Below are 25,104 nucleotides of genomic sequence, written 5' to 3'. Positions count from 1 at the left end.
ACCCAAGCCACAAGGACAACGGCGCGGACCGCTGGGCCCCCGCTCCACGCGCGGTCCCGTTGGTGGGGGTGGGGGCGGACACCGCGACGTCCGCCCCCGGTGCGACGACGGTGGTCACTGGACCGCCGCGGCCCACTTCTCGCCGAGCAGCGTGCCGGCGTTCGTCGACTGCTCCTCGGTCGGCACGACGGTCTCCGCCGGTGCCTCGGGCAGCGCGGCGGCGAGGTCGGCGTCGATCGTGCCCGCCTCCGTCATGGCCTCCATGCGGACCGGACGGGCGCCGCCCTTCAGCCACAGGTTCTGCACCTCGTCGCTGTAGAGGAACTCCTGCCACAGTCGCGCGGCGGCCGGGTGCGGGGCGTCGGCGTTGATGGCCTGGTTGTAGTAGCCGGCGTAACCGGTGCCGTCGAGCACGACGACCTTCCAGTCGGGGTTGTCGGCCGTGTGGGCGGCGTTCAGGTAGTCCCAGTCGAACACCACCGGGGTCTCACCGCTGGCGATGGTGGCGGTGGTCACGTCGACCTTGAGCAGGTTGCCGGCCTTCTGCAGCTCGGAGAAGAAGTCGATGCCGGGCTGGAAGTCGTCGAGCGTGCCGTCCGACTGCACGGTCGCGAGGCCCACCGCGGCGAACGCGGCACCGGCCTGCGTGGGGTCGCCGTTGATCGCGACCGCGCCCTTGTAGTCGGCGGAGAGCAGGTCGTCGAGCTCGGACGGTGCGTCGTACTTCGACGAGTCGTAGCCGATCGACATGTACCCGCCGTAGTCGCCCACGAACAGCCCGCTGGGCTCCTTGAGCTCGTCGGGGATGTCGTCCCACGTCTGCACCGTGTACGGCGCGAAGGCGTCGGTGTTCTGCAGGGCCACGGTGAGGCCGAGGTCGAACACGTCGGGCGCCGTGTCGAGGCCCTTGTTCGTCTCGGCGGCCTGGATCTCCTCCGCGCTGGACACGTCGGGCGAGGCCTCGTTGATCGTGATCTCGGGGTACTTCTCGGCGAAGAGATCGAGGATCTCGCCGTAGTTCGCCCAGTCGCGCGGGAGCGCGATGACGTTGAGCTGTCCCTCGGCCGTGGCGGCGGCCTCCAGATCGGCGAACGTGCCGAAGTCGGCCACCGACGTGGCCGCCGACGCGTCGACGGCGGACTCTCCGGAGCCGGAGCCCGATGCGTCGGCGGCGCCGGAGCAGGCGCTCAGTGCGAGCGCGGCCGTGGTGGCGAGGGCGATGCCGGCGCCGATGCGCGCGCGGCGGGTGAAGCGTGCCATGAGTATCCTCTCGGTGCCCGGCGCGGGTTCGCCGGGGTCGGGTTGCGAGAGGACACTACGAGCCGGAGGTTGCCGCTCGTGGCGGCCGCGGTGAACGGACGGTGTCCGATGGGTGGCGCGCGGGCGCGGGACCGACAGGCGGGCCGGCGCGGCCGCCGGTCAGTGCGGGACGGTGAGCTTGAAGCCGCGGTGCGAGCCGACGTAGCCGAGACGCTCGTAGAAGCGGTGCGCGTCGGTGCGGGCGGCATCGGAGGTCAGCTGCACCATCGCGGCGCCGAGCGCGGGCGCGGCCTGTTCCCCGACCCAGCGCATCACGGCCCCGCCGAGACCCGCCGAACGCAGGTCGCTGCGCACGCGCACGGCTTCGACCAGCAGGCGACGGGCTCCGCGGCGTGCCATGCCGGGGATCGACGTGAGCTGCAGCGTGCCGACGACGGCCCCGCCGAGCTCGACCACCAGCAGGTCGTTCGAGGGCTCGGAGAGGATCTCCCTCAGGCCGCGCTCATAGGCGGGGCGATCCTCGTCGGAGGCCACATCACCGCGGGCGGCGCTGATGGGGTCGTCGGCGAGCAGCGCGATCACCGCATCGGTGTCGTCCAGGGTGGCCCGCCGCAGGACGGCCTCGCCGACGCGCGACGGGAAGGGGAAGGGCAGGGGGAGGGCGTCGAGCATGGCACCAGTCTCTCAGGGGCGCGGATGCGGGAGGAGGGTGCACTCTCTGGAATCATGGCCGGGTGGATATCGGCACGGTGCTCGGGCTCGAGCAGCTCACCTGGGGGATGCTGATCCTCGTGATCGTCGCGGCGTTCTGCGCCGGCTGGATCGACGCGGTCGTGGGCGGCGGGGGTCTGCTGCAACTGCCCGCGCTGCTGCTGATCCCCGGTATCGCGCCGGTGCAGGCCCTGGCCACCAACAAGCTCGCGTCGGTGTTCGGCACGGCGACGAGCAGTGTCACGTACTACCGTCGCGCGAAACCCGACATCCGCACGGCTCTGCCCATGGCGGTGATCGCGCTGCTCGGCTCGTTCGGGGGAGCCGCGGTCGCCACGGTGCTCCCGCCCGCCGCGTTCAAGCCGATCATCGTGGTCGCACTCCTCGCGGTCGCCCTGTTCACGGCGCTCCGCCCGCAGCTCGGCGCCGCGACGCAGCTGCGCTTCCACGGCCACAAGCACCACCTCATGGCGGGCCTCGCCGGCCTCGGCATCGGCTTCTACGACGGCATGATCGGGCCGGGCACCGGCACGTTCCTGGTGATCACCCTCGTGGCGCTGCTCGGCTATGACTTCCTGCAGGCCAGCGCGAAGGCGAAGATCGTGAACCTCGCCACGAACCTGGGCGCGCTGCTGCTGTTCATCCCGCACGGGTCGGTGCTGTGGCTGCTGGGCGGCATCCTCGCGGTCGCGAACGTCGCGGGCAGCTACCTGGGGTCGCGCATGGCGATCTCGCGCGGCACCACGTTCATCCGCGTGGTGTTCCTCGTGGTGGTCGTCGCGCTCATCGCGAAGCTGGGCGTGGACGTGTGGAACGAGAACATCGTCCCGGCTCTCGCCTCGCTCCGCTGAACCGTCCGCGGCTCACACGACGACGCCGGGTCGGGCAGGTTCCGTGGGGAACCGCCCGACCCGGCGCGAGTGCCTGATCGTGCGCGAGCGGCTCAGGCCGCGTCGTCGTCGGGCTCATAGTCCACGCCGGCCTCGGCGCGCTGCTCCGGGGTGATCGGGGCGGGCGCGGAGGTCAGCGGGTCGTACCCGTTGCCCGACTTCGGGAAGGCGATGACGTCGCGGATCGAGTCGGTCTTCGACAGGTGCTGCAGCACGCGGTCCATGCCCAGCGCGATGCCGCCGTGCGGGGGAGCGCCGAACGAGAACGCGTCGAGCAGGAAGCCGAACTGCTCCTGCGCGACCTCGTCGCTGATGCCCATGACCTCGAAGACCCGCTTCTGCACGTCTTCGCGGTGGATGCGGATCGAGCCGCCGCCGAGCTCGGAGCCGTTGCACACGATGTCGTACGCGTAGGCGAGGGCCGAGCCGGGGTCGGTGTCGAACGTGTCCTCGAACTCGGGCTTCGGGCCGGTGAACGCGTGGTGCACGGCCGTCCAGGCGCCCGCGCCCACCGCGACGTCGCCCGAGGCCACCGCGTCGGCGGCGGGCTCGAACATCGGGGCGTCGACGACCCAGGTGAACGCGAACTCGTCCGGGTTCAGGTAACCCAGGCGGCGGCCGATCTCCACGCGCGCGGCGCCGAGCAGCGCCCGGCTCTCCTTGGCGGATCCGGCGGCGAAGAACACGCAGTCGCCCGGCTCGGCGCCCACGAACTCCGCGAGACCCGCCTGCTCCGCCTCGGACAGGTTCTTCGCGGCGGGGCCGCCCAGGGTGCCGTCCTCGTTGAACAGCACGTAGGCGAGACCGCGGGCGCCGCGCTGCTTGGCCCAGTCCTGCCAGGCGTCGAGCACCTTGCGCGGCTGCGAGGCGCCGCCGGGCATACGCACCGCGCCGACGTACTCGGCCTGGAACACCCGGAACGGGGTGTCCGCGAAGTACTCGGTCGCCTCGACGAGCTCGAGCCCGAAGCGCAGGTCGGGCTTGTCGGAGCCGTACTTCGCCATCGCCTCGGCGTAGGTGATGCGCGGCAGCGGGGTCTGCACCTCCACGCCGATCGTCTTCCACATCGCCACGATGAGCGACTCCATGAGGGCGATCACGTCTTCCTGCTCGACGAAGCTCATCTCGATGTCGAGCTGCGTGAACTCGGGCTGCCGGTCGGCGCGGAAGTCCTCGTCGCGGTAGCAGCGGGCGATCTGGTAGTACTTCTCCACGCCGCCGACCATGAGCAGCTGCTTGAACAGCTGCGGCGACTGGGGCAGCGCGTACCAGCTGCCCGGGTGCAGCCGCGCCGGCACCACGAAGTCGCGGGCGCCCTCGGGGGTGGAGCGGGTGAGGGTGGGGGTCTCGACCTCGGTGAAGCCGTCGGCGTGCAGCACGTCGCGGACGGCCTTGTACACGTCGGAGCGCAGACGCAGCGCGGAGGCCGCGGCCGGACGGCGCAGGTCGAGGTAGCGGTACTTGAGACGCGCCTCCTCGCCCACGGTCTCGGTGTCGGCCAGCGCCGTGGAGACCTGGAAGGGGAGCGGAGCCGAGGGGTTCAGCACCTCGACCTCGGCCGCGATGACCTCGATCTCGCCCGACGGGAGGTTCGGGTTGGCGTTGCCCTCGGGGCGGCGCGAGACCTCGCCCGTGACCTTGAGCACGAACTCGTTGCGCAGCGGGTGGGCGACCTCCTCGTCGCGGATGACCACCTGGGCGATGCCCGAGGCATCCCGCAGATCGATGAACGCGACGCCTCCGTGGTCACGACGACGATCGACCCACCCGGTGAGGGTGACGGTCTGACCGATGTTCTCGGCGCGCAGGGAGCCTGCGGTGTGGGTGCGCAGCACGGAGTATTCCTTCTGATCTGGGAAATGGAGAACCCGCCCAGTCTACGGGGGTGCGCGACCCCTTCTCACGGGACGGCCCGTCCCTCAGTAGGGTGTCTGTGAACGGAAGGTGCCCCCATGAACCTCGCTCTCGTCCCCGCGGCCGACGTCCCGGTCGTCCCCGACTTCCTCGGCCAGATCCTCTCCGGGACCACCGGCGTGGTGGCGTTGATCTTCTACATCCTCCTCGCCGTCGCCTGGTGGAAGGTGTTCACCAAGGCCGGATATCCGGGCATCCTCGCCCTCATCCCGATCGTCAACGCGATCTTCCTGTTGCGCATCGCCGGGATGTCGGGCTGGTGGGTCCTGCTCTACCTGGTGCCGATCGCCAACGTGGTGCTCGCGATCGTCGTGGCCGTGAAGGTCGGCGCCCGCTTCGGCAAGGGCGGCGTCTTCTCCTTCTTCCTCCTCTTCGTGTTCTCGTTCATCGGATACTTCATCCTCGGCTTCGGCGACTCCCGCTACCGCGAGATCTGACGTGGGGGTATCGCGACTGCACCTCGTGCGGCACGGTGAGGTGCACAACCCCGCCCGTGTGCTGTACGGCCGGCTGCCCGACTATCACCTGAGCCGCGCGGGCCGCGGGATGGCGGCGTCGGCGGCCGCGCACGTGGCGCAGCTCGGCGACCCCGTGGCGGCGCTGTACGCCTCACCGCTGGAGCGCGCGCAGGAGTCGGCGGAGCCGTTCGCCGAGCGGTTCGACCTGGTGCCGGAGATCGACATCCGTCTGATCGAGCCGACGAACGTCTTCGAGGGCACCCGCATGCGCCGGTCGCTGATGAACCCGCTCAACTGGTGGCATCTGCGGCAGCCGTCGGTCCCCAGCTGGGGCGAGCCGTACGCGTCGATCGCGGAGCGCATGCTCGGGATCATGGACGAGGCGTGGACGGCCGCGCTGGAGAGCACGACCGAGGGCGACATCGTGATGGTGTCGCACCAGGCGCCCATCTGGATCACGCACCTGCGCGTGGCGGGGCTTCCGCTGCAGCACGACCCCCGCACGCGGCGCTGCGCCCTGTCGAGCGTCACCTCGTTCGAGCGCGTGGGTGACGTGTGGCGCGAGGTCGCCTACGCGGAGCCCGCCGCCACGGGCGACGCGGTCGACGTCGGCGCGGTCTGACCCGCCGCCGTCACCGCACGCGCCCGTGGCCTCGGTCTCAGCGGGCGTCCTCCAGCAGTGACCGGATGACGCCGATCGCCGCGAGCTGACCGGCCGCGGCGGCGAGCAGCACCGCGGCCATCGGCCCGGGGAGGGTCGCGCGATGGGCGAGGTCGCCCGCCGCGAAGACGCCGCCGACCGAGGTGTGCCCGAGCTCGTCGATCTCGATCGAGCCGGAGTCGAGCATCCGCAGTCCCAGGTCGGCCGCGAAGGGGGCGCGCTGGCGCGCCGAGGCCGCGGCGACGAAGACCCCGGCCACGTCGAGGTCGCCGTCGGCCGTGCGCACGCGCACCCCCGCGCCGTGCTCCGAGACCTCGGCCGCGGGCCCGGCGACCCGCACCCCGAGGCCCTCGAGCCGAGCGCGGTCGTCGTCGCCGAGCGGCGCGTCCACCGGCACCACGGTGATGTCGCCGACGACGGGCCCGAGCAGTCCGATCAGGTGCTCCGCGCGCGGGGCGGGGCCGAGGATCGCGATCGGACGACCGGCGTGCTCGTGGCCGTCGCAGAACGGGCAGGTGAACGCCTTCAGCCCCCACAGCGGCGCGAGTCCCGGCACCGCGGGGAGGTCGTCGGCCACGCCGGTCGCGAGCACCACGCGTCGTCCGCGTTCGACCGAGCCGTCGGCGAGCGTCACGCGGAAGCCCTCCGTGGCGGAACCCTCGATGCGCTGCGCCGCGGTGTCGCGCACGGTCACCGTGTCGTAGGCGGTGAGCTCCCGCCGGGCGCGGGCGCGCAGCTCCGCCGGGGGTGTGCCGTCCTCGCCGATCATGTTGTGCATGTGCTGCACCGTCCCGTTGCGGTACTCGCCCGAATCGAGCAGCAGCGCCGAGCGGTGCATGCGTCCGAGGGTCAGGGCCGCCTGGAGCCCGGCCGGTCCCGCCCCGATCACGATCGCGTCGTGCATGGTGTCGTCCTCTCTTCTTGCCTTCCTCGCCAGTGTGTGACTTCATGTCAACATGAAGTCAAGCGACAGCCACCCCTGGTCCGTCGGCGAGGTCGCCGCCCGCTTCGACCTGCCCACCCACGTGCTGCGGCACTGGGAGTCGGTCGGGTTGCTCCGCCCGCCGCGTGATGCGGCAGGTCGGCGACGCTACGGCGAGGACGAGGTCGTGCGGATCGCCGTGATCCAGCGCAGCAAGGCTGCCGGCATGAGCCTCGAGCAGATCGCCGTGCTGCTCGACGACGGCAGCGCGGGCCGGCACCAGGTGCTGCAGCAGCACCTCGACGACCTCGACCGGCGCATGGAGGAGATGCGGCGCTCGCGGGAGATGACCGAGCACGCGATGGGCTGCCGTGCGCACGACATCGCGACGTGCCCGCGCTTCCGCGCGAGCGTCGCCGACGTGCTCGCGCGCCTCTGATTCCCCCCGGGGGGTACCCGGCCGATGCATAGGATGCTCTGCGTAAACTCGGAGCCGTGCCCCTCGCCCCCAGAATCCCTCCGATTCGCCGCGGCCGCACCTCCCACCCCCGGCATGCCCGCCGAGCGGTCGGAGCCGCGTTCGCCGCGGTGCTCGCCGTCGGCCTGACCGCGTGCGCCCCCGACGCCGTCAGCGAATCCTTCCTGAGCGGGGAGAACACCGGCTACGTCGCCGCGGACGGCGCGATCGTCGAGATCCCGGTCGCCGAACGTGGCGAACCCGTCGAGTTCGGCGGGGTCACCGAGACCGGTGACGACTTCGACAGCGCCGACGTCGCCGGCGACGTCACCGTCGTCAACTTCTGGTACGCCGGGTGCGCCCCGTGCCGCCTCGAAGCGGCCGATCTGGAGAGCGTCTGGAAGGAGTACGAGGACCAGGGCGTGTCCTTCATCGGCGTCAACACGCGCGACCAGGCCGACACGGCCACCGCGTTCGCGGAGGAGTACGGCGTCACGTACCCGAGCCTGATCGACGTCGACACCGCGGAGGCCAAGCTCGCGTTCGCGGAGGCCGTGCCGATCTCGGCCACCCCGACCACCCTCGTGCTCGACAAGCAGGGCCGCGTGGCCGCGAAGATCATCGGGCCGATCGACGGGACCTCCGTGCTCTCCACGCTCGTCAAGGACGCCCTCGCGGAGGACTCGTGACCCGCGCGGAGGCGCCGTGAACCCCGACGTCATCATCGGCTCCGGCGCCCTCTGGCTCGCGCTGCCCGTGGCGATGCTCGCCGGGCTCGTGTCGTTCGTGTCGCCGTGCGTGCTCCCGCTCGTCCCCGGCTACCTCGGATTCCTGGGCGGAGCAGTGGCCCCGCGAGGCTCGGCCGACGGCACGACGCAGACCGCGACCCGCAGTCGCCTCGTGCTGGGCGTGCTGCTGTTCATCCTCGGCTTCACGGTCGTGTTCATCCTCTTCACGGTGCTCGGCGGCACGGCGGGCGCGTTCCTGCTGCGCTGGGGCGACCTCATCACGCGCATCCTCGGCGTCGTGATCATCGCGATGGGGCTGGTGTTCCTCGGCCTGTTCGGCTTCGCGCAGCGCGAGTTCCGCTTCCACGTCGACTCCAAGGCCGGGATCATCGGGGCCCCGCTGCTGGGTGTCGCGCTCGGCATCGGCTGGGCGCCGTGCATGGGGCCGACGCTCGCCGCGATCCTGGCGCTGTCGTTCAACGCCGGCGACCCGGTGCGCGCCGGCTTCCTCGGCCTGGCGTACTCCCTCGGCCTCGGCATCCCGTTCCTGCTGGTCGCCCTCGGCTTCGGCTGGGCGACCAGGGCGATCGGCTTCCTGCGCCGCCACGTGCGCATCGTGAACATCGTGGGCGGCGTCATGCTCATCCTGCTCGGTGTGCTGATGGTCACCGGGCTGTGGACCGACATCATGTCCCGGCTGACGGCGGTGATCGGCAGTGTCATCCTCCCGCTCTGACCGCGCAGAGCACACCACCACGAAGAACAAGGGTGCCGTGAACAGCGACTCCAGCGATCCGCTCCGTCCGTCCGACCACGTCGACGGCGACGACTCGATCACCCAGCCGCGGCTCGGGGTCGTCGGCTGGCTGCGGTGGGGCTGGCGTCAGCTGACGTCGATGCGCACCGCGCTGATCCTGCTGCTCGTGCTCGCGATCGCCGCCATCCCCGGCTCGATCTTCCCCCAGCGCATGGCCGACCCGAACGGCGTCACGCAGTGGGAACGCGACAACCCCGACCTGTTCCCGATCCTCGACGGCCTGAAGCTGTTCGACGTCTACCTGTCGCCGTGGTTCTCCGCCATCTACCTGCTGCTGTTCACGTCGCTCGTGGGCTGCGTGATCCCGCGCATCAAGCACCACGCGAAGGCGCTGCGTGCGCGTCCGCCGCGGACTCCCGCCCGGCTCCAGCGCCTGGAGGACCACCGGTCGGTCACGCGCGACCCGGTCGCCGGCTCCGGCACGGGCACCGGTGACGCGGAGGCGGAGGCGGCCGCCGCGATCGATGTCGCGACGACGCAGCTCAAGGCGCTCGGCTACCGCGTGGAGCGCTACGACCGCGGCCGCACGTTCTCGGTGTCGGCCGAGCGCGGGTACTGGCGCGAGACCGGGAACCTGCTGTTCCACCTGGCTCTGGTCGGCGTGCTCGTGACGATCGGCGTCGGCGGCGGTTTCGCGTACACCGGGCAGCGGGTGCTGGTGGAGGGGGAGACGTTCGCGAACACCCTGCTCGACTACGACTCCATGAACCGCGGCCGCTTCGTGACCGACGACGCGTTCGCGCCCTACTCGATGCGCCTCGACTCGTTCGACGTGACGTACCAGCCGTTCGGCGAGCCCGGCTCGGGTCAGGCGGGGAACTTCTCGGCCAACATGACCATCCTCGAGAACGGTGAGGAGCGCGAGGGCTCCGTCAAGGTGAACGAGCCGCTGGGCGTCGCCGACGACGACGTGTTCCTGCTCGGCAACGGCTATGCGCCGACCGTCACCGTGCGCGACCCCGAGGGCACGGTCGTGTTCACGGGCAGCACCCCGTTCCTCCCGCAGGACACGAACATGACCTCGCTCGGGGTGCTCAAGGTGCCGGACGGCCTCGCCGAGCAGGTGGGCCTCGTCGGCTTCTTCTACCCGACGACGGGTGTGCTCGACTCCGGTGCGTTCTTCTCCGGCTACCCCGACCTGACCAACCCCACCCTCACGCTCGACGTGTACACGGGCGACCTCGGCATCAACGACGGGGTGCCGCGCTCGGTGTACGTGCTCGACACGTCCGACATGACCAAGCTCACGGGGCGCTCGACCGACGTCGAGTCGATCGAGCTCGCGCCGGGCGAGACCGCGGAGCTGCCGAACGGGCTCGGCTCGGTCACCTTCGAGGACGAGTCGCCGGAGGGCGCGACCGATGCCTCCCAGTCGGTGAAGCGCTTCGCCTCCCTGCAGATCCACCGCGACGAATCCGGCGTGTTCGTGCTGGGCTTCGCCATCCTCGCGCTGGCCGGGCTCATGCTCGCGCTGTTCGTGCCGCGACGGCGCGTGTGGGTCAAGGCCACGGCCGCCGACGGCGCGGTGGAGCTGGAGTACGCGGCGCTCGCCCGCGGCGAGGACCCGACGCTCGCGCGGGCCGTGGACGACATCCGCGACGGTCACGCCCGACTGCTCGACGCCGCGGGCGGCACCGTCGCCCGCACCCCCGACGACGCGGAGGCCGAGACCGCGTCCGCGGAAACCGCACCCCCGGCCGCCGACACCACGAAAGTAGACTGACACCATGCTCGAGCTCACCGTGATCTCGCCTGTCCTGCTGTGGACCGCGATCGCGATCTATGCGGCCGCCTTCGTGGCGTACGCCTTCGATCTCGCGCGCCGCTCCCAGGCCTCCGCCGACGCCGTCTCCGTGCGGGAGGGCGAACTGGTGGCGGCGGGCGGCGTCCGTGGCGCGGCATCCCCCGCGACCGGGGCCCCGGCCGCGACCGCTGCCCCGCAGCGCTTCGTGATGGCGCGCATCGGCACGTCGCTCACGGTGCTCGGGTTCGTGTTCCACCTCGCGGCCACCGTGACCCGCAGCATCGCCGCCGGCCGGGTGCCGTGGGCCAACCTGTACGAGTTCGCGATGGTCGGCACGCTGCTCATCATCGCGGTGTACCTCGTGGTGCTCACGCGCCTCGATCTGCGCTTCCTCGGCACGTTCATCACGGGGCTCGTGGTGGTGCTCCTCGGGCTGGGGGCGACGAACTTCTACGTCGAGGTCTCGCCGCTGATGGACCCGCTCAAGAGCGTGTGGCTCATCATCCACGTGTTCGTGGCGTCGCTGGCGACCGCGTTCTTCGCGCTGGCGTTCGCGCTGTCGGTGATCCAGCTGATGCAGTCCCGCCGCGAGCGTCTGCTCGGCGAGGGCGCCGCCAAGACGGGACCGGGCTTCCTGCGCACGTTCCCGACCGCGGAGCGCCTGGAGAGCCTGGCGTACATGTTCTCGATCATCGGCTTCATCCTGTGGACGTTCACCCTCATCGCCGGGTCGATCTGGGCGTACTACGCGTGGAGCCGCTTCTGGGGCTTCGACGTGAAGGAGACCTGGACGTTCGTGATCTGGGTGCTCTACGCGGGCTACATCCACGCGCGGGCGACGCGCGGGTGGCGCGGCAACCCCTCGGCGTGGCTGTCGATCGTCGGCTTCACCGCGGTGATCTTCAACTTCACGATCGTCAACGTGTTCTTCAAGGGCCTGCACGCCTACTCCGGCCTGAGCTGATCCGCTGCCCCCGGGCAACGCCAGGTCTCAGCCGCCGAGCGGCAGGACCTCGGCGTGCTCGGTGCCGCGGTCGTACCAGACCAGTTCGGCCTCGGTGATGGTCTCGGTGACAGCGGGCTCGAAGACGCGGGACTCGGCCTCGGCGAATCGTCTCCACTCGGCCGGGTCGAGAGTCTTGCCGTAGATCACCGAAAGGTGGAAGGTCCAGTCCTCCAGCGGCAGCTCGCCCAGCCGGCGGAAGTCCGTCTCGTCCAGCGCGGTCGTCAGGGTCGAGTACGCCGAGACGAGTGACGCGGTGCGGGCGAGACGCACGATCAGGATCTGCCATGGAGCGGAGAACTCGTCCGTGGCCTCGGCTCTGACCTCGATCGGGGTCTGCTGCGACGCCCAGGTGCGGATCAGCGCCGCGAGCTCGTCGCGCCGATCGGGCTCGGCGAATCCACGCAGAGTGACGTGACCGGTGTGCGGGCGCCGGATCGGGGCGCCGAGGCGAGCGAGTGACGCGTCCTGGACATTCCGATAGGTCTCGGCGACCGCGGCGGTGGGGCGCAGCACGACGTACTGCTGCCCTTCCAGGCCGGCGAGCTGTTCGGGGGTGTCCATGAACGGTCGACGCATGGCAGGAGCCTAGGGGAGTCAGGCGGGGGCGAGGACCGCGGTCGCCGTGGTGGTGCGGCGGACCGCGACCACCACGGTCGTGGCGACGAGCGACAGCACGCCCCACACGATGAGCGCGGCCACCGCCGGGCCGCTTGCGGAGATCAGGCCCGTGAACGCGGGAGCCGTCGGCAGGGCGGCACCGATCGCGGCGAGCCAGTCGGGCACGGTCGAGATGAGGCCGGTCGCGACCGCGAGCACGCCCACGAGCGCGGCGATCCAGCGCCCGATCCCGCCGAACACGGCCACGAGCGCCTGGTTCACGGCGGCGAACGCGACCCCGGCGAGCACGGCCGTGCCGGCGAAGGCCCACCACTGGGCGGCGTCGTAGCTCGCCACGGTCTGCACGATGAGCGACACCAGCAGACCCTGCGCGGCGCCGATGGCCGCGGCGGGCCAGAACCCGCGCAGGGCCAGAGCCGCGGAGGAGCGGCGGGAGGTGAGGGTGCGGGCGGTGTGGGCGCGCAGCACCAGGAACGACGCCAGGCCGCCGAACCACAGCACGACCGCGGTGAGCAGCGGGATCGCGGTCGGGCCGAAGATCGCGTTCTCCGGGGCGTCCGCCGCGACCGGGTCGGCGATCACCGACGCGAGCGAGGTGGACTCGTCGTCGCTGAACGAGGGGAGCGAGTCGGCCGCGGTGCGCAGGCCGCCCGCGAGATCGCCCGTGCCGGTGGCGAGCGTGTCGAGGCCGGCGACGAGCTCGGTGGAACCCTCCGCGAGCTGGTTCGCGCCGTCCGTGAGCTGGGTCGCGCCGGTCGCCAGAGCCCGTGCCCCGGCCGCCGAGGGGCCGATGCCCTCGCTGGCGAGCTGGGTCAGGCCGTCCGCGAGCTGGGTCGCCCCGGTCCCGGCCTGCCCCATGCTCGATGCGAGGGTGCCGAGGGTGCCGGGGAGCGCCGCCACGCCGCCCGACACCTCCGGGCTGGTGAGGATGCCCGCCGCGGTGCCCGCCGACCGCGCCACCGACCCGGCCTGGGTCGCGAGCGCGGTGAGCTGGTCGCACTGCGCCTGGTCGGTCACGGGCGGCGTGCACGCGCTCGCCGCGAGGGCGCCGAGGCTCTGGGCGAGCGCCGCTGCGTCGGTGCCGGCCGTCTGCGCCGACCCGGCGGCGGACTGGATCCCGCCGACGAGCTGCTGCGTCGGGGCGACACTGGCCTGGAGCTGCGCGGCACCCGCGGTGAGTCCGCTGCCGATCTGCCCCGCGCCGGCCGCGGCCTCGCGCGTCTTGCCCGCGATCGTGTCGAGCCCCGACGCGAGCGAGGAGGCGCCGGTGCCGAGCTGTGCAGCGCCGGAGGCGAGCTGTGTCGCGCCGTCGGGGATCTCCGCCGCCCCGGTGGCGGCGTCGCGGGCGCCGGTCGCGAGCTGGAGTGCACCGTCGGCAGCGTCGCCGATCTGGTCGCCGATCGTGGTGAAGCCCACGAGGATGTTCTCGGTGGTGGCTTTCGACAGCATGGTGCCGAGGGTCGACGCGGCCACGTTCGCGATCTGGTTCGTGATGAGGTCGTCGGCGACGAGACCGTCGTCGGGGGTGGTGACGCGGATGGTCGCCTGCTCCGCGTCGCCGCCGCCGTCCGCGACGGCCTGCCCGCCCGAGGTCGCGGCGGCCGAGAAGTCCTCGGGGATCGTGATGACGGCCTGGTACGAGCCGTCCGCGAGCCCGTCGGCCGCATCCTCCTCGTTCGAGATGACCCACGTGAGGTTCGAGTCGAGGTCGTCGGAGCCCTCGACCAGCCCGGAGGCGAGCTGTCGTCCGAGCGGGGTGACCTGCCCGTCGATCTCGACCGGCTCGTCGAGGTTCACGATCGCGGCGGTCATCGACTCCAGCCGCTCCGTGGGGTTGTACAGCGCGGCCATGAGGATGCCGCCGATCGCGGCGGGCAGCAGCAGCACGCCGAGGATCGTCAGCCAGGTGATGGGCTTGCGGGAGCGCGCGCGCTCGAGGGGGAGGGTCATGCGGTCACCTCGGTGGTGTCGGCGGCGGCCCGGTGCGGGTCGCGGAGGTCCAGGGTGTCGGCGGACGACCATCCGGCGTCCGCGAGGAGGGAGCGCGCCGCGGTCGCGTCGACCGCGGTGGCGAACACGGCGAGGGGGCGGCGGGCCGCGGTGTCGCGCAGTCGGGCCGCGAGCTGATCCCGGGCGGCGCCGTCGAGTCGGTCGATGCCGTCGAGCACCACGAGCTCGGTGCGTCCGCGCAGCGCCTCGGCGAGGTCGGGGGCCGACGCGTCCTGGTCGTCCACGAGCACGCAGCCGACGTGGGCACGCACCCACGCGGCGCGACCGGGGAGCAGGTGCCCCGCCACACGCAGGCGACCCTCGCCCGGCGGCACCCGTCCGGCGATCGTGAGGGCGAGCACCCGCAGCGTGGCGGCGTCGAGCCCGGTGGTCACCACCGCGCTCCCCGGTGCGAGGCGCAGCGACAGGCCGTCGAGCGCGGCGATGTCGCCGCCCACCGTCAGGTCGTCGGCTGCCACGACGGAGCCGTCGCCGGGCCACGCGGCGAGGTGTCGTTCGCGTTCCACCGCCTCGCCCTCGATGTCCACGCTCGGCAGGATGCGCTCGAGCCAGGCCGGGATCTCCCACGCGCGCTCGCCGAGGATCGCCATGAGCGCGGGGATCAGGGTCATCCGCACCAGGAACGCGTCGATCGCGATGCCGGCCGCGAGCCCGAGCGCGATGGGCTTGAGCGACGAGTCGCCCTCGGGCACGAACGCCACGAACACCGCGAACATGATGAGTCCGGCGGCCGTGACGACCTTCGCGGAGCCGGAGAAGCCGCTCCGCACGGCGCGCAGCGCGGCCGCGCGACGGGTCGCCCGGTCCGGGCTCTTCGCGTCGGGGTCGTGCACGAAGTCCTCTCTCATGCGCGAGACGAGGAACACCTGGTAGTCCATCGCGAGGCCGAACAGCACGCCCATCAGGATGATCGGCATGAAGCTGATGATGGGGCCGACCTTCGCGACGTGCAGGGCGTCGGCGAACCAGCCCCACTCGAACACGGCACCCACCACGCCGAACGCGGCCACGATCGACAGCAGGTAACCGGCGGCCGCGGTGATCGGCACCCAGAGCGAGCGGAACACGATCGTGAGGAGGATGAGCGACAGGCCGATCACGAAGATGCCGAACGGCAGCAGGGCGGCTCCGAGCTGGTCGGAGATGTCGATGCCGACCGCCGTGAAGCCGGTGACCTTCAGGTCGATGCCGAACTCGTCGAGCCATTCGTCGTGGTGGCTGCGCAGCTCGCGCACGAGGTCGGCGGTGGCGGGGTCGTCGGGCGCCGTCTCCGGGATGATCTGCACGATGCCGGTGTCGGCGGTCTCGTTGGGGGTGGCGAGCGCGACCTCCTTGACCCCCGGGACCTCGGCGACCGCGTCGCCCAGGTCCTCCATCAGACCGAGCGGATCGGTGGAGGTGACAATGGTGCCGGTGAGGATGAGCGGGCCGTTGAACCCGGGACCGAACTGTTCGCCCACGAGGTCGTAGGTCTGCCGCGCTTCGGAGTCCTTCGGCAGCACGCCCGCGTTCGGCAGCGCGAGGTCGAGACTGAGTGCCGGGACGGCGACGACGCCGAGACCGAGCACGATCGCGAGGGACACGAGGATCGGGCGTCGGGTGACGCCGGCGACCCAGCGGCGGCTGCCCCGCGGGCGGGGTTCGGCCGGGGGCGCCTCCGCGCCGTCGGCGGCCTCCGACGCCGCGCGGGCCGTGGCCGCCCTGACCTTCTTCGTCTTCCGCGACGTCTTCGCCCGGGGCTTCTTCGGGCGCCCGGCGACGCGGTGGCCGAGGAAGCCGAGCAGCGCGGGCGTGAGGGTCACGGCGATCGCGACGGCCACCGCGACCGCGACCGAGGCGGCGATGCCCATCGTGGTGAGGAAGGGGATCCCGGCGAAGCCGAGGCCGATCAGCGCGATGAGCACGGTGACGCCGGCGAACACGACGGCGGAACCGGCGGTGCCGACGGCGCGCGCGGTGGACTCCTCGGGGTCGACGCCGTCGCGCACCTGATCCTGATGCCGCGCGACGATGAAGAGCGCGTAGTCGATGCCGACGGCGAGCCCGAGCATGAGCGCGAGCAGCGGCGTGGTGGACGAGACGGTGGCGAACGCGGTCGCGGTGAAGATGCCCGCCATGGAGATGCCGACGCCGAGGATCGCGGTGAGCAGCGGCAGCCCGGCGACCACGAACGAGCGGAACGTGACGATGAGCACGAGCAGGGCGATCAGCAGCCCCACGGCCTCGGTGAGCGTGACGCCCGGGATGGAGATCGCGAACAGGTCGCCGCCGAGCGACGTCTGGGCGCCATCGGGCAGCTCGGCGCCGAGGTCAGCGACCACGGCGCGCAGGGCGTCCTTCGTCTCGTCGGACACGTCGGTGGACTCGCCGTCGAACTGCACGCGCACGATCGCCGCGGTGTCGTCGTCGTTGATCATGCCGTCGACCATCTCGTCGTACGGCGAGGTCGCCGCCAGCACCTGGTCGAGATCGCCGAGGGCGGACACGGCGTCGTCGATGGGCTCGCGGTACGCGTCGTCGTCGATGCTGTCGCCGTCGGCGGCGACCACGATGAACTGCGCGTTGGTGCCGCTCACCTGCGGGAAGGAGCGGGACAGCTGCTCGAGGCCCGCCTGCGACTCCGTGCCGGGGATGGAGAACGTGTTGTCCGTGCCCGCACCGAGCACGACGGCACCCGCGCCGGCGATGCCGAGGGCGAGGAGCCAGGAGACCAGCACGCGCCAGGGGTGCCGGAACGACCAGCGTCCGAGGGACGACAGGAGTGTGGACACGGGTTCTCCTCGGTGGGGGTGAGCTGGATACACAGGTGTATCCAATACATAGATGTATCGTAAGGTGATCCGGCATCGCGATTCTGTGTGCCGGGTGTGAACACGAGGCGAACCGCACCGGGAGGGAACGCATGGCGGCAACGGCCACGCGCAGCCGTGAGAACACGAGGGCGCGCCTGCTCGACGCGGCGGCGCAGGTGTTCGCCGAGGTGGGCCTGGAGGGGGCGTCGGTCGAGGCGGTCTGCGAGCGCGCGGGCTTCACGCGCGGCGCGTTCTACTCCAACTTCGACTCCAAGGACGAGCTGTTCCTGATGCTCGCCGCGCGGGTGGCCGATGCCCGCGTGGCCGCCGTGCGCACGCGCGTCGAGCAGATGCGCGCGGAGGGCGAGCTCGGCGACGGGTGCGACCCGACCGACCTCGTGCAGCAGATCATGGAGCTCGGCAGCGACGACCGGCTCGGCGTGATGCTCATGAGCGAGATCCGCATCCGCGCGCTGCGCGATCCCGCGTTCGGTGAGGCCTATCTGGCGCAGGAGCGCGAGATGGTCGGCAGCATCGCCCGGATCGTGGAGGACATCGTCGAGGCCGGGTCGCTGCGGCTGCGCCTGCCCGCGACCGACGCCGCGCGCATGCTCATGATCATCTGGGAGGGCATGACCGTGCGCGGAGCGATGGCCGGCCGCGACGACGCCGAGCTGCGCCACTCCGGCGGCGAGGAGCTCGGTCGCCTCGTGGAACTGCTCGTCGAGTCCTAGCCCGGGTTCCGCGTCGCGAGCTCGTGGTGGCAGCGGGCCAGGCGGGCCAGCCACCACTCGCGCCGCTCGTCCGCCGCGGCCAGGCGCGTGAGTGCATCCGCGTCCGGGGTGACGCGCCCGACCGGGATCGCGCCGTCGACCGGGCGGAGGCCGGCCACGTCGTCGAGGAACAGCGAGCCCGTGCCGAGGCCGCAGTCGAAGCCGAGTGAGGGCAGCGCGGCCGCCAGTGCGGCGCCCTGTGACAGACCGACCGCGGTGTCGAGCGCGCTGGACACGACCGCCGGGAGTCCCGCTGCCGTCACGATCTGCAGCGCGTGGGTGACGCCTCCCAGCGGCTGCGCCTTGATCACGACGATGTCCGCGGCCCCGGCGCGGGCGACGGCGAGGGGGTCGTCCGACTTGCGGATGCTTTCGTCGGCGGCCACCGGGATGCCCATGTACTTCACGCGGGTGCGCAGTTCGGCCAGCTCGGGCACGGTCGTGCACGGCTGCTCGACGTACTCCAGGTCGTACTCCGCCAGGGCGTGCACCGCGTGCTCGGCCTCGTCCACGTTCCACAGTCCGTTGGCGTCGATGCGGACGCGCCCCTCCGGTCCCATGGCCTCGCGGACGGCACGGACCCGGGCGACGTCATCGGCCAGCAGCTGTCCCGGCTCGGCGACCTTGACCTTCGCGGTGCGGCACCCGGGAAAGCGGGCGAGCACCTCCGGCACGCGGCCGGGCTCGACCGCGGGCACCGTCGCGTTCACGCCGATGCGATCGCGCACGGGGGCCGGTTGCGCGCGCCAGGCGTAGTCGATCGCGGCGGCGAGCCACGTCGCGGCCTCGGCGTCGTCGTACTCCACGAACGGCGAGAACTCGGCCCACCCCTCCGGCCCCTCGAACAGCAGCGCCTCGCGGGTGTCGACGCCGCGGAACCGGGTGTGCATCGGGAGGGCGACGACCCTGGCCGTGTCGAGCAGTTCTGCGAGCGGAGGGATCATGCCCTCATTCTGCGCCACGGGCCGCGCGGGGACGGATCCACGCGCCGACGACCCGGAGCGTGCGCCGCACGAACACGTGCCATTGACAATGGTGTGTGACGCACAGTAATGTGATCGACATGAACGAGACGCTCGACACGCACCTGCAGGAACTGCGCCGCGGCACCGTGGTGCTGGCCTGCCTGCAGCTGCTGCGCACGGCGGGCTACGGCTACGGGCTGCTGGAAGAGCTCGAGCGCCGCGGCTTCGCGACCGACGCGAACACGCTGTACCCCCTTCTCCGCCGGCTGGAGAAGCAGGAGTACCTGACGAGCGAGTGGAACACCGACGAGGCACGGCCGCGCAAGTTCTACCGCACCTCGGAGGCCGGCATGCGCCTGGCCGACACCCTCACCGACGAATGGCGCGCGCTCACCGCCGCGATCGCCTCCCTCACCACCGAGGAGAACTGACATGACCGCCACTCTCACCGAGCGCTACATCAGCGCGACGATCCGCAGTCTGCCGCCCGAGACGCAGGGCGACGTGCGTGCCGAGCTCGAGGCGTCCATCGCCGACGCCGTCGAAGCCCGCATCGACCTGGGGGAGGACCCGCAGGAGGCCGAGCGCGCCGCGCTGACGGCGCTGGGGGATCCCGGAGCCCTCGCCGCGGGATACGCCGACCGCCCGCTGCACCTGATCGGCCCGCGGTACTACCTTGCCTGGTGGCGGCTGCTGAAGCTGCTGCTGATGATCGTGCCGGTCTGCGCGCTCGGCGGCGTGGCGCTCGGACAGACGATCGCGGGAGCCCCTGTCGGCGAGGTGATCTCCAGCGCCGTCCTGGCGACCGGGGGCACCATCCTGCACGTCTGCTTCTGGACCACGCTCGTGTTCGTCATCCTGGAACGGTCGGGCACCGACGCCGGGATGAAATGGGACGTCGACCAGCTGCCCGAGGCGTCGGACGACGGCGTCGGCCGCAACGAGCTGATCGCCTCGCTCGTGTTCCTCGGGCTCGCGGTGGGCGCCCTGCTCTGGGATCGGTTCCGCGGCTTCGTGGTGGTCGACGGCGAGGCACTGCCCATCCTCGACCCCGGTCTGTGGCCGTGGGGGATCGGTGTGCTGTTTCTCCTCATCGTCGCCGAGACGGTGTTCGCGATCGTCGTCTACCGTCGCCGCGGGTGGAGCACCGCGCTCGCCGTGGTGAACACGGTCCTCGCCGTGGCCTTCCTCGCCTGGACCCTGACCCTGCTCCTCACCGGCGACCTGGTGAACCCGGACTTCCTCGCGCACATCGTCGCGGCCGGCGGCGACGGATTCGCCGCCGGTGACGCCGAGGCCGCCGACGAGGGCGGGATCTTCCGCATCCTCGCCGTGCTGCTCGGATTCGGCATCGCACTGGGCGTCGGCTGGGACATCGTCGACGGCTGGCGCAAGGCTCGCCGGCGCTGACCCGCGGAGTGCACCCACCCGGACCGGGTGGGTGCACTCCGTGTCGCTCGGAGGCGGGGAATAGGCTGGGAGACGTGACCGATGCCTTCGTCTCCGACCTGTTCGACCCGTCCGAATGGGTGCTCGCGCCCGGCGCCGAGGACTACACCGACATCACCGCGCACGTGTCGCGCGACGGCGGTGTCGCCCGCATCGCGTTCGACCGGCCCGAGGTGCGCAACGCGTTCCGGCCGCACACGGTCGACGAGCTGTACCGCGCCCTCGACATCGCCCGGCAGGACGCCCGCATCGGCGCGGTGCTCCTCACCGGCAACGGCCCGAGCCCGAAGGACGGCGGCTGGGCGTTCTGCTCCGGCGGTGACCAGCGCATCCGCGGCCGCGACGGCTACAAGTACTCCGACTCCGAGACCGCCCTGGTCGACGGGCAGTCGCGCGCGGCCGTCGGGCGCCTGCACATCCTGGAGGTGCAGCGCCTGATCCGCTTCATGCCGAAGGTGGTCATCGCGGTCGTGCCCGGATGGGCGACCGGCGGAGGACACTCGCTGCACGTCGTGTGCGACCTCACGATCGCGTCGGCCGAAGAGGCGCGGTTCAAGCAGACCGACGCCGACGTGGGGAGCTTCGACGCCGGCTACGGCTCCGCGTACATGGCGCGACAGACCGGGCAGAAGTTCGCGCGCGAGGTGTTCTTCCTCGCCGAGGAGTACTCCGCGCAGCGGGCGTACGAGGCGGGCGCTGTGAACCGTGTGGTGCCGCATGCCGAGCTGGAGCGCGAGGCGCTGAAGATGGCGCGCACCGTGCTCACCAAGTCGCCCACGGCGATCCGCATGCTGAAGTTCGCGTTCAATGCGGTCGACGACGGGCTGGTGGGCCAGCAGGTGTTCGCGGGAGAGGCCACCCGTCTCGCCTATGGCACCGACGAGGCGGTCGAGGGTCGCGACTCGTTCCTGGAGAAGCGCGCGCCCGACTGGTCCTCCTTCCCCTGGCACTACTGACCGAGCACATCCCGGAGGCACGCATGACCGCCCTGATCCCGACCGATGCGGAAGACACGGGACAGCTGCGGGACGCACTCCAGCGGGCGCTCGACGGCGGCCCGGCGCTCGGCTTCGGCATGCTGGGCGGCGCTCCGGAGCACGTGGCGGACGGCATAGCGGCGGTCATCGCGACCTCGGGGTCGAGCGGCATCCCCAAGCGCGTGGCCCTGAGCGCGGAGGCGCTGCGGGCGAGCGCCGAGGCCACGGCCGCGCGCATCGGCGAGGGGCGGTGGCTGCTCGCGCTCCCGGCCGGTTACGTCGCCGGACTCCAGGTCATGGTGCGCTCGCTCCTCGCCGGGACGGAGCCGCGGCAGATCGAGGGACGCTTCTCCCCGGTGTCGTTTGCCGACGCGACGCTGGCCATGCTGCGCCCGGCGGGTGCGGCGGGTGTTCCCGAGCTGTACACCTCGCTCGTGCCCGCCCAGATCGCCACGCTGCTCGACGCGGCGGAGGACACCGCCGTGCGCGCCGCACTGCAGGCGTACCGGGCGATCCTCGTGGGCGGGCAGGCGCTGCCGGAGCCGCTCAGGGAGCGCGCGGGCGACCTTGGCGTGCGGATCGTGCGCACCTACGGCTCGACCGAGACCAGCGGCGGCTGCGTGTACGACGGCGTGCCGCTCGACACGGTCGCGGTGCGGGTGGTCGACGGCGAGCTCCGCATCGCCGGACCCATGCTCGCGGAGGGCTACCTGGGCGACGGCTCGCTCACGGCTCGCACCTTCCTGCACGATGAGCACGGCATCCGGTGGTACCGCACGGGCGACCTCGGCCTCGTGGAGGACGGGGTCGTGCGCGTGCACGGCCGGGCGGACAACGTGATCGTGTCGGGCGGGATCAACATCTCGCTGGACAGGGTGGAGGGCATCGTGCGGCGCGTGCCGGGGCTGCACGAGGCGGTGGTGGTGCCGGTGCCGGACGAGCGCTGGGGTGAGGCGTCGGTGATCGTCGCGCCGCGGGGCGAGGTGCTGCGGCGCAGCGAGGCGGAACAGCTGGGGCAGGCGCGCGAGGCGGTGGCGGCCGAGATCGGCGCGCACGCCCGTCCCTCGCGTCTCGTCCTGGTCGACGAGCTCGCGGTGCTGTCGTCGGGGAAGCCCGACCGCGAGGCGATCCGCCGGTCGGTCGCGGAACTGCACTGAGGCGTCGCCCGCCCGCGGTCCTGCCAGACTGGGGCGCATGGCCACGTACACGCACGGACACCACGAATCCGTCCTCCGCTCGCACAACGTGCGCGACATCGCCAACTCGGCCGCGTACCTCCGCCCGCACCTCACCGCGCAGACGCGACTGCTCGACGTCGGGGCGGGTCCCGGCAGCATCACGGTCGACTTCGCCGGGGCGGTCGCACACGTCACCGCGACCGAGATCGACGAGTCGGCGCTGTCGCTCTCGCGCGACCTGGCGGCGCAGCGCGGCCTCGACAACCTCTCCTTCTCGGTGGAGGACGTGCACGCGCTGAGCTTCGCCGACGACACGTTCGACGTGGTGCACGCGCATCAGGTGCTGCAGCACGTGGCCGATCCGGTGCAGGCGCTGCGGGAGATGCGGCGTGTGACCGTGCCGGGCGGCCTCGTCGCCGCGCGCGACGCCGACTACGCGGGCTTCCTGTGGTTCCCGGTGCTGCCGGAGCTCGACCGGTGGCTCGACCTCTACCGCCGGGCCGCGCGTGCGAACGGGGGCGAGCCGGACGCGGGGCGGCGGCTGCTGGCGTGGGCCCGCGCGTCGGGCTTCCGCGAGGTCACCACGACCGCGTCCACGTGGTGCTACGCGACCCCGGAGGAGCGCGACTGGTGGGGCGGCATGTGGGCCGACCGCATCCTGGAGTCCGCCCTCGCCCGGCAGCTCGTGGACGAGGGCCTGGCGACCCCGGCCGACCTGCGCGACGTCAGCGAGGCGTGGCGACGGTGGGCGGGCGACGGCGACGGCTGGTTCCTCGTGCCGCACGGCGAGATCCTCGCGCGGGCGTGAGCGGCGCATACATCGGCAGACGGATGTCTCGCCCGGCGTGCTCGCGTAGCGTGGGGGAGTGATCCGGCCGCTCTCCCGCACGGCGCTCATCCTCGACATCGTCGGGGCGGTGCTGCTGTTCGTCATCTTCACTCCGATGTCGGTGGTGTTCTACGCGCCGCCGGTCACCGGAGAGCCGGTCGCGGGCGCCGCGGTGGCGGCGGTGGTCGTCGCCGGGCTCCTGATGTTCGGCGCGGTGGCGATTGGCCGGCTGTCTCCCGGGCTGGCGCTCGTGGGCGCCTGGGCCGGCGCGATCGTCCAGATGCTCGCCGGCTTCGGGCCGCTGCCGATCGACCTCGCGATCCTGCTGGTGCTGTACGCCACGTCGGCCTGGGGGTCGCGCCGCGTGCTGTGGTGGGGCCTCGGCTCGGTGATCGTCGGCGGCGTGATCGCGGCGCTCTACATGGTGTTCGTCAGCGGGGTCGCGTTCGGCACCGGCACCGGGTGGGAGCTCGTGACGGGCGGCACGCTGCTGCTCGCGGCATCCATCATGGCCCTCGGCTTCGCGTGGGTGTGCGGTCTGCTGTGGCGCGTGGTGCTGCGGTCGCGGCGCACCAGGGCGGCGCAGCTGCAGGCCGAGGCGCTCGCGGCGGAGGAGCAGGAGCGCGTGCGCATCGCCCGCGACATGCACGACATCGTGGCGCACTCGCTCGCGGTCGTGATCGCGCAGGCCGACGGGGCCCGGTACGCCGCGGCCGTGAAGCCCGAGATGGCGACCGAGGCTCTCGGCACGATCGCCCAGACGGCCCGCGGTGCGTTGAGCGACGTGCGGATGCTGCTCACCCAGCTGCGGCACCGCCAGGGCGACGGTCCGCAGCCCACCCTCGCCGATCTGGAGACGCTGTTCGCGCAGGTGCGCCAGGCAGGTATCGAGCCGCGCGTCACGGTCGACCCGATGCCGCCGGGGGAGCCGCCGGGGGCGATCCAGCTCGCGGTCTACCGCATCCTGCAGGAGGCCCTGACGAACGCGATCCGGCACGGCGACGGGGCGGTCGACGTGCACCTGGCCTGGCTCCCCGACCGCGTGGACATCCAGGTGCGCAACACGGTGGCGGCCGACGCCCCGCCGTCCGCACCGGGTGGGCACGGACTGATCGGGATGCGGGAGCGCGCGCAGCTGGTCGGCGGTAGTCTGCACACCGAGCGCCGTGGTGCGCAGTTCGTCGTCCAGAGCAGCCTGCCGATCGGAGCCTCCCAGTGATCAGAGTCGTGCTCGTCGACGACCAGGCCCTGTTCCGCGCCGGGATCCGCATGCTGGTGGCCTCGCAGCCCGACCTCGAGGTCGTGGGGGAGGCGGGCGACGGCAGGGAGGCGCTCGCGGTGGTCGCCACGACGCGTCCCGACGTGGTGCTGATGGACATCCGGATGCCGGTGATGGACGGCCTGACCGCGACCGCGGAGATCCTCGCCCGTCCGGAGCCTCCGCGGATCGTGATGCTCACCACGTTCGACCTCGACGAGGCCGCGGCCCGCGCGATCCGGCAGGGCGCGAGCGGCTTCCTCCTCAAAGACGCCGATCCGGAGTTCCTGCTCGCGGCGATCCGCACGGTGCACGCGGGGTCCAGCGTGATCGCGGCGTCGGCGACCCGCGAGCTGTTCGCGCACTTCGCCGAGGCGCCCCGCCCCGTCCCGCCGCAGTACGGCGAGCTGACCGAGCGCGAGCGGGAGATCTTCGCGCTCGCCGCGCGGGGTCTGTCGAACGCGGAGATCGCGGCGCGGGAGTTCCTGAGCGAGGCGACCGTGAAGACGCACATCAGCCGGATCCTCACGAAGCTGGCGCTGCGCGACCGCGTGCAGCTGGTGGTGTTCGCTTTCGAGCACGGTCTGGCCTGAGCGCGACCGCGTCCTCCGCGAGATCATCCTTCCGATGTATCGGGATGCTCCCGATGGGCGACGCGGTGCCCTGGACGGCGGAAATAGCGTCGAG

General features: G+C 72.1%; 24 protein-coding genes. 16 read left to right on the top strand and 8 right to left on the bottom strand.

Annotation, left to right across the window (positions count from 1 at the left end):
• Window positions 1-114 precede the first annotated feature (114 nt).
• Both ACWGQ1_RS04080 and ACWGQ1_RS04075 read right to left on the bottom strand, forming a co-directional pair.
• Window positions 115-1,260: an ABC transporter substrate-binding protein gene (locus ACWGQ1_RS04080; protein ID WP_452312413.1), complete on the bottom strand. Its 1,146-nt coding sequence runs from the start codon at window positions 1,258-1,260 to the stop codon at window positions 115-117.
• A gap of 159 nt (window positions 1,261-1,419) precedes the next feature.
• Window positions 1,420-1,932 carry a GNAT family N-acetyltransferase gene (locus tag ACWGQ1_RS04075; RefSeq protein ID WP_136029732.1) on the bottom strand — a complete coding sequence of 171 codons (513 nt, stop codon included), beginning with the start codon at window positions 1,930-1,932 and terminating at the stop codon, window positions 1,420-1,422.
• 107 nt (window positions 1,933-2,039) lie between these two features.
• On the opposite strand from ACWGQ1_RS04075, the gene ACWGQ1_RS04070 reads away from it, so the two are divergent.
• Window positions 2,040-2,822, top strand: coding sequence for a sulfite exporter TauE/SafE family protein (locus ACWGQ1_RS04070; RefSeq protein ID WP_136036377.1), 783 nt, complete (start codon window positions 2,040-2,042; stop codon window positions 2,820-2,822).
• Between the two features lie 92 nt (window positions 2,823-2,914).
• On the opposite strand, the gene aspS is transcribed toward ACWGQ1_RS04070, so the two are convergent.
• Entirely contained in the window at window positions 2,915-4,696 is a 1,782-nt protein-coding gene (aspS, locus tag ACWGQ1_RS04065; RefSeq protein ID WP_452312412.1) for an aspartate--tRNA ligase, read from the bottom strand.
• Window positions 4,697-4,813: 117 nt separating this feature from the next.
• On the opposite strand from aspS, the gene ACWGQ1_RS04060 reads away from it, so the two are divergent.
• Window positions 4,814-5,212 carry a DUF5684 domain-containing protein gene (locus tag ACWGQ1_RS04060; RefSeq protein WP_206251731.1) on the top strand — a complete coding sequence of 133 codons (399 nt, stop codon included), beginning with the start codon at window positions 4,814-4,816 and terminating at the stop codon, window positions 5,210-5,212.
• Between the two features lies 1 nt (window position 5,213).
• A complete protein-coding gene (locus ACWGQ1_RS04055; protein WP_136029737.1) occupies window positions 5,214-5,855 on the top strand; it encodes a histidine phosphatase family protein in 642 nt (213 codons plus the stop codon).
• A 37-nt stretch (window positions 5,856-5,892) separates the two neighbouring features.
• Here the strand turns inward: ACWGQ1_RS04055 and ACWGQ1_RS04050 are convergent, their stop codons facing one another.
• A complete protein-coding gene (locus ACWGQ1_RS04050) occupies window positions 5,893-6,798 on the bottom strand; it encodes an NAD(P)/FAD-dependent oxidoreductase (protein WP_136029740.1) in 906 nt (301 codons plus the stop codon).
• 52 nt (window positions 6,799-6,850) lie between these two features.
• Between ACWGQ1_RS04050 and ACWGQ1_RS04045 the strand changes: the two genes are divergently transcribed.
• Genes ACWGQ1_RS04045 through ccsB form a run of 5 tightly spaced genes read left to right on the top strand, consistent with a single transcriptional unit; the run spans window position 6,851 to window position 11,526 of the window.
• Entirely contained in the window at window positions 6,851-7,255 is a 405-nt protein-coding gene (locus ACWGQ1_RS04045; RefSeq protein WP_136029742.1) for a MerR family transcriptional regulator, read from the top strand.
• Window positions 7,256-7,311: 56 nt separating this feature from the next.
• Complete coding sequence (locus tag ACWGQ1_RS04040) at window positions 7,312-7,962, top strand: TlpA family protein disulfide reductase (protein ID WP_136029744.1); 651 nt, start codon at window positions 7,312-7,314, stop codon at window positions 7,960-7,962.
• A gap of 16 nt (window positions 7,963-7,978) precedes the next feature.
• Window positions 7,979-8,737, top strand: a complete 759-nt coding sequence (locus ACWGQ1_RS04035; RefSeq protein WP_136029746.1) for a cytochrome c biogenesis CcdA family protein — start codon at window positions 7,979-7,981, stop codon at window positions 8,735-8,737.
• Window positions 8,738-8,774: 37 nt separating this feature from the next.
• The gene (gene resB, locus ACWGQ1_RS04030) at window positions 8,775-10,541 is read left to right on the top strand and encodes a cytochrome c biogenesis protein ResB (protein WP_136029748.1); all 1,767 of its coding nucleotides are present in this window, start codon (window positions 8,775-8,777) and stop codon (window positions 10,539-10,541) included.
• 4 nt (window positions 10,542-10,545) lie between these two features.
• A complete protein-coding gene (gene ccsB / locus ACWGQ1_RS04025) occupies window positions 10,546-11,526 on the top strand; it encodes a c-type cytochrome biogenesis protein CcsB (RefSeq protein WP_136029750.1) in 981 nt (326 codons plus the stop codon).
• 27 nt (window positions 11,527-11,553) lie between these two features.
• Here the strand turns inward: ccsB and ACWGQ1_RS04020 are convergent, their stop codons facing one another.
• The 3 genes from ACWGQ1_RS04020 to ACWGQ1_RS04010 are packed head-to-tail and all read right to left on the bottom strand — an operon-like array spanning window position 11,554 to window position 16,967.
• On the bottom strand, window positions 11,554-12,144 hold the full coding sequence (locus ACWGQ1_RS04020) for a 2'-5' RNA ligase family protein (RefSeq protein ID WP_452312411.1): 591 nt from the start codon (window positions 12,142-12,144) through the stop codon (window positions 11,554-11,556).
• Window positions 12,145-12,162: 18 nt separating this feature from the next.
• Window positions 12,163-14,136 carry a YhgE/Pip family protein gene (locus ACWGQ1_RS04015; protein ID WP_452312410.1) on the bottom strand — a complete coding sequence of 658 codons (1,974 nt, stop codon included), beginning with the start codon at window positions 14,134-14,136 and terminating at the stop codon, window positions 12,163-12,165.
• The gene (locus ACWGQ1_RS04010) at window positions 14,133-16,967 is read right to left on the bottom strand and encodes an efflux RND transporter permease subunit (RefSeq protein ID WP_452312409.1); all 2,835 of its coding nucleotides are present in this window, start codon (window positions 16,965-16,967) and stop codon (window positions 14,133-14,135) included. The genes ACWGQ1_RS04015 and ACWGQ1_RS04010 overlap by 4 nt, the downstream gene beginning before the upstream one ends.
• A 131-nt stretch (window positions 16,968-17,098) precedes the next feature.
• On the opposite strand from ACWGQ1_RS04010, the gene ACWGQ1_RS04005 reads away from it, so the two are divergent.
• A complete protein-coding gene (locus tag ACWGQ1_RS04005) occupies window positions 17,099-17,722 on the top strand; it encodes a TetR/AcrR family transcriptional regulator (RefSeq protein ID WP_136029756.1) in 624 nt (207 codons plus the stop codon).
• Here ACWGQ1_RS04005 and ACWGQ1_RS04000 read toward each other — a convergent pair.
• Window positions 17,719-18,705: an o-succinylbenzoate synthase gene (locus ACWGQ1_RS04000; RefSeq protein WP_452312408.1), complete on the bottom strand. Its 987-nt coding sequence runs from the start codon at window positions 18,703-18,705 to the stop codon at window positions 17,719-17,721. The genes ACWGQ1_RS04005 and ACWGQ1_RS04000 overlap by 4 nt on opposite strands.
• Before the next feature lie 119 nt (window positions 18,706-18,824).
• Between ACWGQ1_RS04000 and ACWGQ1_RS03995 the strand changes: the two genes are divergently transcribed.
• The 7 genes from ACWGQ1_RS03995 (at window position 18,825) to ACWGQ1_RS03965 (ending at window position 25,010) form a co-directional block, all read left to right on the top strand.
• Window positions 18,825-19,157: a PadR family transcriptional regulator gene (locus ACWGQ1_RS03995; protein WP_136029762.1), complete on the top strand. Its 333-nt coding sequence runs from the start codon at window positions 18,825-18,827 to the stop codon at window positions 19,155-19,157.
• 1 nt (window position 19,158) lies between these two features.
• A complete protein-coding gene (locus ACWGQ1_RS03990; protein WP_452312407.1) occupies window positions 19,159-20,136 on the top strand; it encodes a permease prefix domain 1-containing protein in 978 nt (325 codons plus the stop codon).
• Window positions 20,137-20,210: 74 nt separating this feature from the next.
• The gene (locus ACWGQ1_RS03985; RefSeq protein WP_452312406.1) at window positions 20,211-21,131 is read left to right on the top strand and encodes a 1,4-dihydroxy-2-naphthoyl-CoA synthase; all 921 of its coding nucleotides are present in this window, start codon (window positions 20,211-20,213) and stop codon (window positions 21,129-21,131) included.
• 23 nt (window positions 21,132-21,154) lie between these two features.
• Entirely contained in the window at window positions 21,155-22,309 is a 1,155-nt protein-coding gene (locus ACWGQ1_RS03980; protein WP_452312405.1) for an AMP-binding protein, read from the top strand.
• A 37-nt stretch (window positions 22,310-22,346) separates the two neighbouring features.
• Window positions 22,347-23,138: a methyltransferase domain-containing protein gene (locus tag ACWGQ1_RS03975; RefSeq protein WP_452312404.1), complete on the top strand. Its 792-nt coding sequence runs from the start codon at window positions 22,347-22,349 to the stop codon at window positions 23,136-23,138.
• Window positions 23,139-23,196: 58 nt separating this feature from the next.
• Complete coding sequence (locus ACWGQ1_RS03970; protein ID WP_136037167.1) at window positions 23,197-24,378, top strand: sensor histidine kinase; 1,182 nt, start codon at window positions 23,197-23,199, stop codon at window positions 24,376-24,378.
• Complete coding sequence (locus ACWGQ1_RS03965; protein ID WP_136029771.1) at window positions 24,375-25,010, top strand: response regulator; 636 nt, start codon at window positions 24,375-24,377, stop codon at window positions 25,008-25,010. Before ACWGQ1_RS03970 ends, ACWGQ1_RS03965 begins: the two co-directional genes overlap by 4 nt.
• Window positions 25,011-25,104: the final 94 nt, after the last annotated feature.

The sequence above is a fragment of the Microbacterium sp. NPDC055599 genome (assembly GCF_053618975.1).
Note: the sequence above shows the minus strand (reverse complement) of the source record. Positions and strands in the feature narration are given on the sequence as shown.

What these genes read in the sequence shown, in the direction of transcription:
- ACWGQ1_RS04080 (WP_452312413.1), bottom strand. Translation starts at nt 1,260, where the DNA reads ATGGCACGCTTCACCCGCCGCGCGCGCATCGGCGCCGGCATCGCCCTC.
- ACWGQ1_RS04075 (WP_136029732.1), bottom strand. Translation starts at nt 1,932, where the DNA reads ATGCTCGACGCCCTCCCCCTGCCCTTCCCCTTCCCGTCGCGCGTCGGC.
- ACWGQ1_RS04070 (WP_136036377.1), top strand. Translation starts at nt 2,040, where the DNA reads ATGCTGATCCTCGTGATCGTCGCGGCGTTCTGCGCCGGCTGGATCGAC.
- ACWGQ1_RS04060 (WP_206251731.1), top strand. Translation starts at nt 4,814, where the DNA reads ATGAACCTCGCTCTCGTCCCCGCGGCCGACGTCCCGGTCGTCCCCGAC.
- ACWGQ1_RS04050 (WP_136029740.1), bottom strand. Translation starts at nt 6,798, where the DNA reads ATGCACGACGCGATCGTGATCGGGGCGGGACCGGCCGGGCTCCAGGCG.
- ACWGQ1_RS04045 (WP_136029742.1), top strand. Translation starts at nt 6,851, where the DNA reads ATGAAGTCAAGCGACAGCCACCCCTGGTCCGTCGGCGAGGTCGCCGCC.
- ccsB (WP_136029750.1), top strand. Translation starts at nt 10,546, where the DNA reads ATGCTCGAGCTCACCGTGATCTCGCCTGTCCTGCTGTGGACCGCGATC.
- ACWGQ1_RS04020 (WP_452312411.1), bottom strand. Translation starts at nt 12,144, where the DNA reads ATGCGTCGACCGTTCATGGACACCCCCGAACAGCTCGCCGGCCTGGAA.
- ACWGQ1_RS04015 (WP_452312410.1), bottom strand. Translation starts at nt 14,136, where the DNA reads ATGACCCTCCCCCTCGAGCGCGCGCGCTCCCGCAAGCCCATCACCTGG.
- ACWGQ1_RS04005 (WP_136029756.1), top strand. Translation starts at nt 17,099, where the DNA reads ATGGCGGCAACGGCCACGCGCAGCCGTGAGAACACGAGGGCGCGCCTG.
- ACWGQ1_RS04000 (WP_452312408.1), bottom strand. Translation starts at nt 18,705, where the DNA reads ATGATCCCTCCGCTCGCAGAACTGCTCGACACGGCCAGGGTCGTCGCC.
- ACWGQ1_RS03995 (WP_136029762.1), top strand. Translation starts at nt 18,825, where the DNA reads ATGAACGAGACGCTCGACACGCACCTGCAGGAACTGCGCCGCGGCACC.
- ACWGQ1_RS03990 (WP_452312407.1), top strand. Translation starts at nt 19,159, where the DNA reads ATGACCGCCACTCTCACCGAGCGCTACATCAGCGCGACGATCCGCAGT.
- ACWGQ1_RS03980 (WP_452312405.1), top strand. Translation starts at nt 21,155, where the DNA reads ATGACCGCCCTGATCCCGACCGATGCGGAAGACACGGGACAGCTGCGG.
- ACWGQ1_RS03975 (WP_452312404.1), top strand. Translation starts at nt 22,347, where the DNA reads ATGGCCACGTACACGCACGGACACCACGAATCCGTCCTCCGCTCGCAC.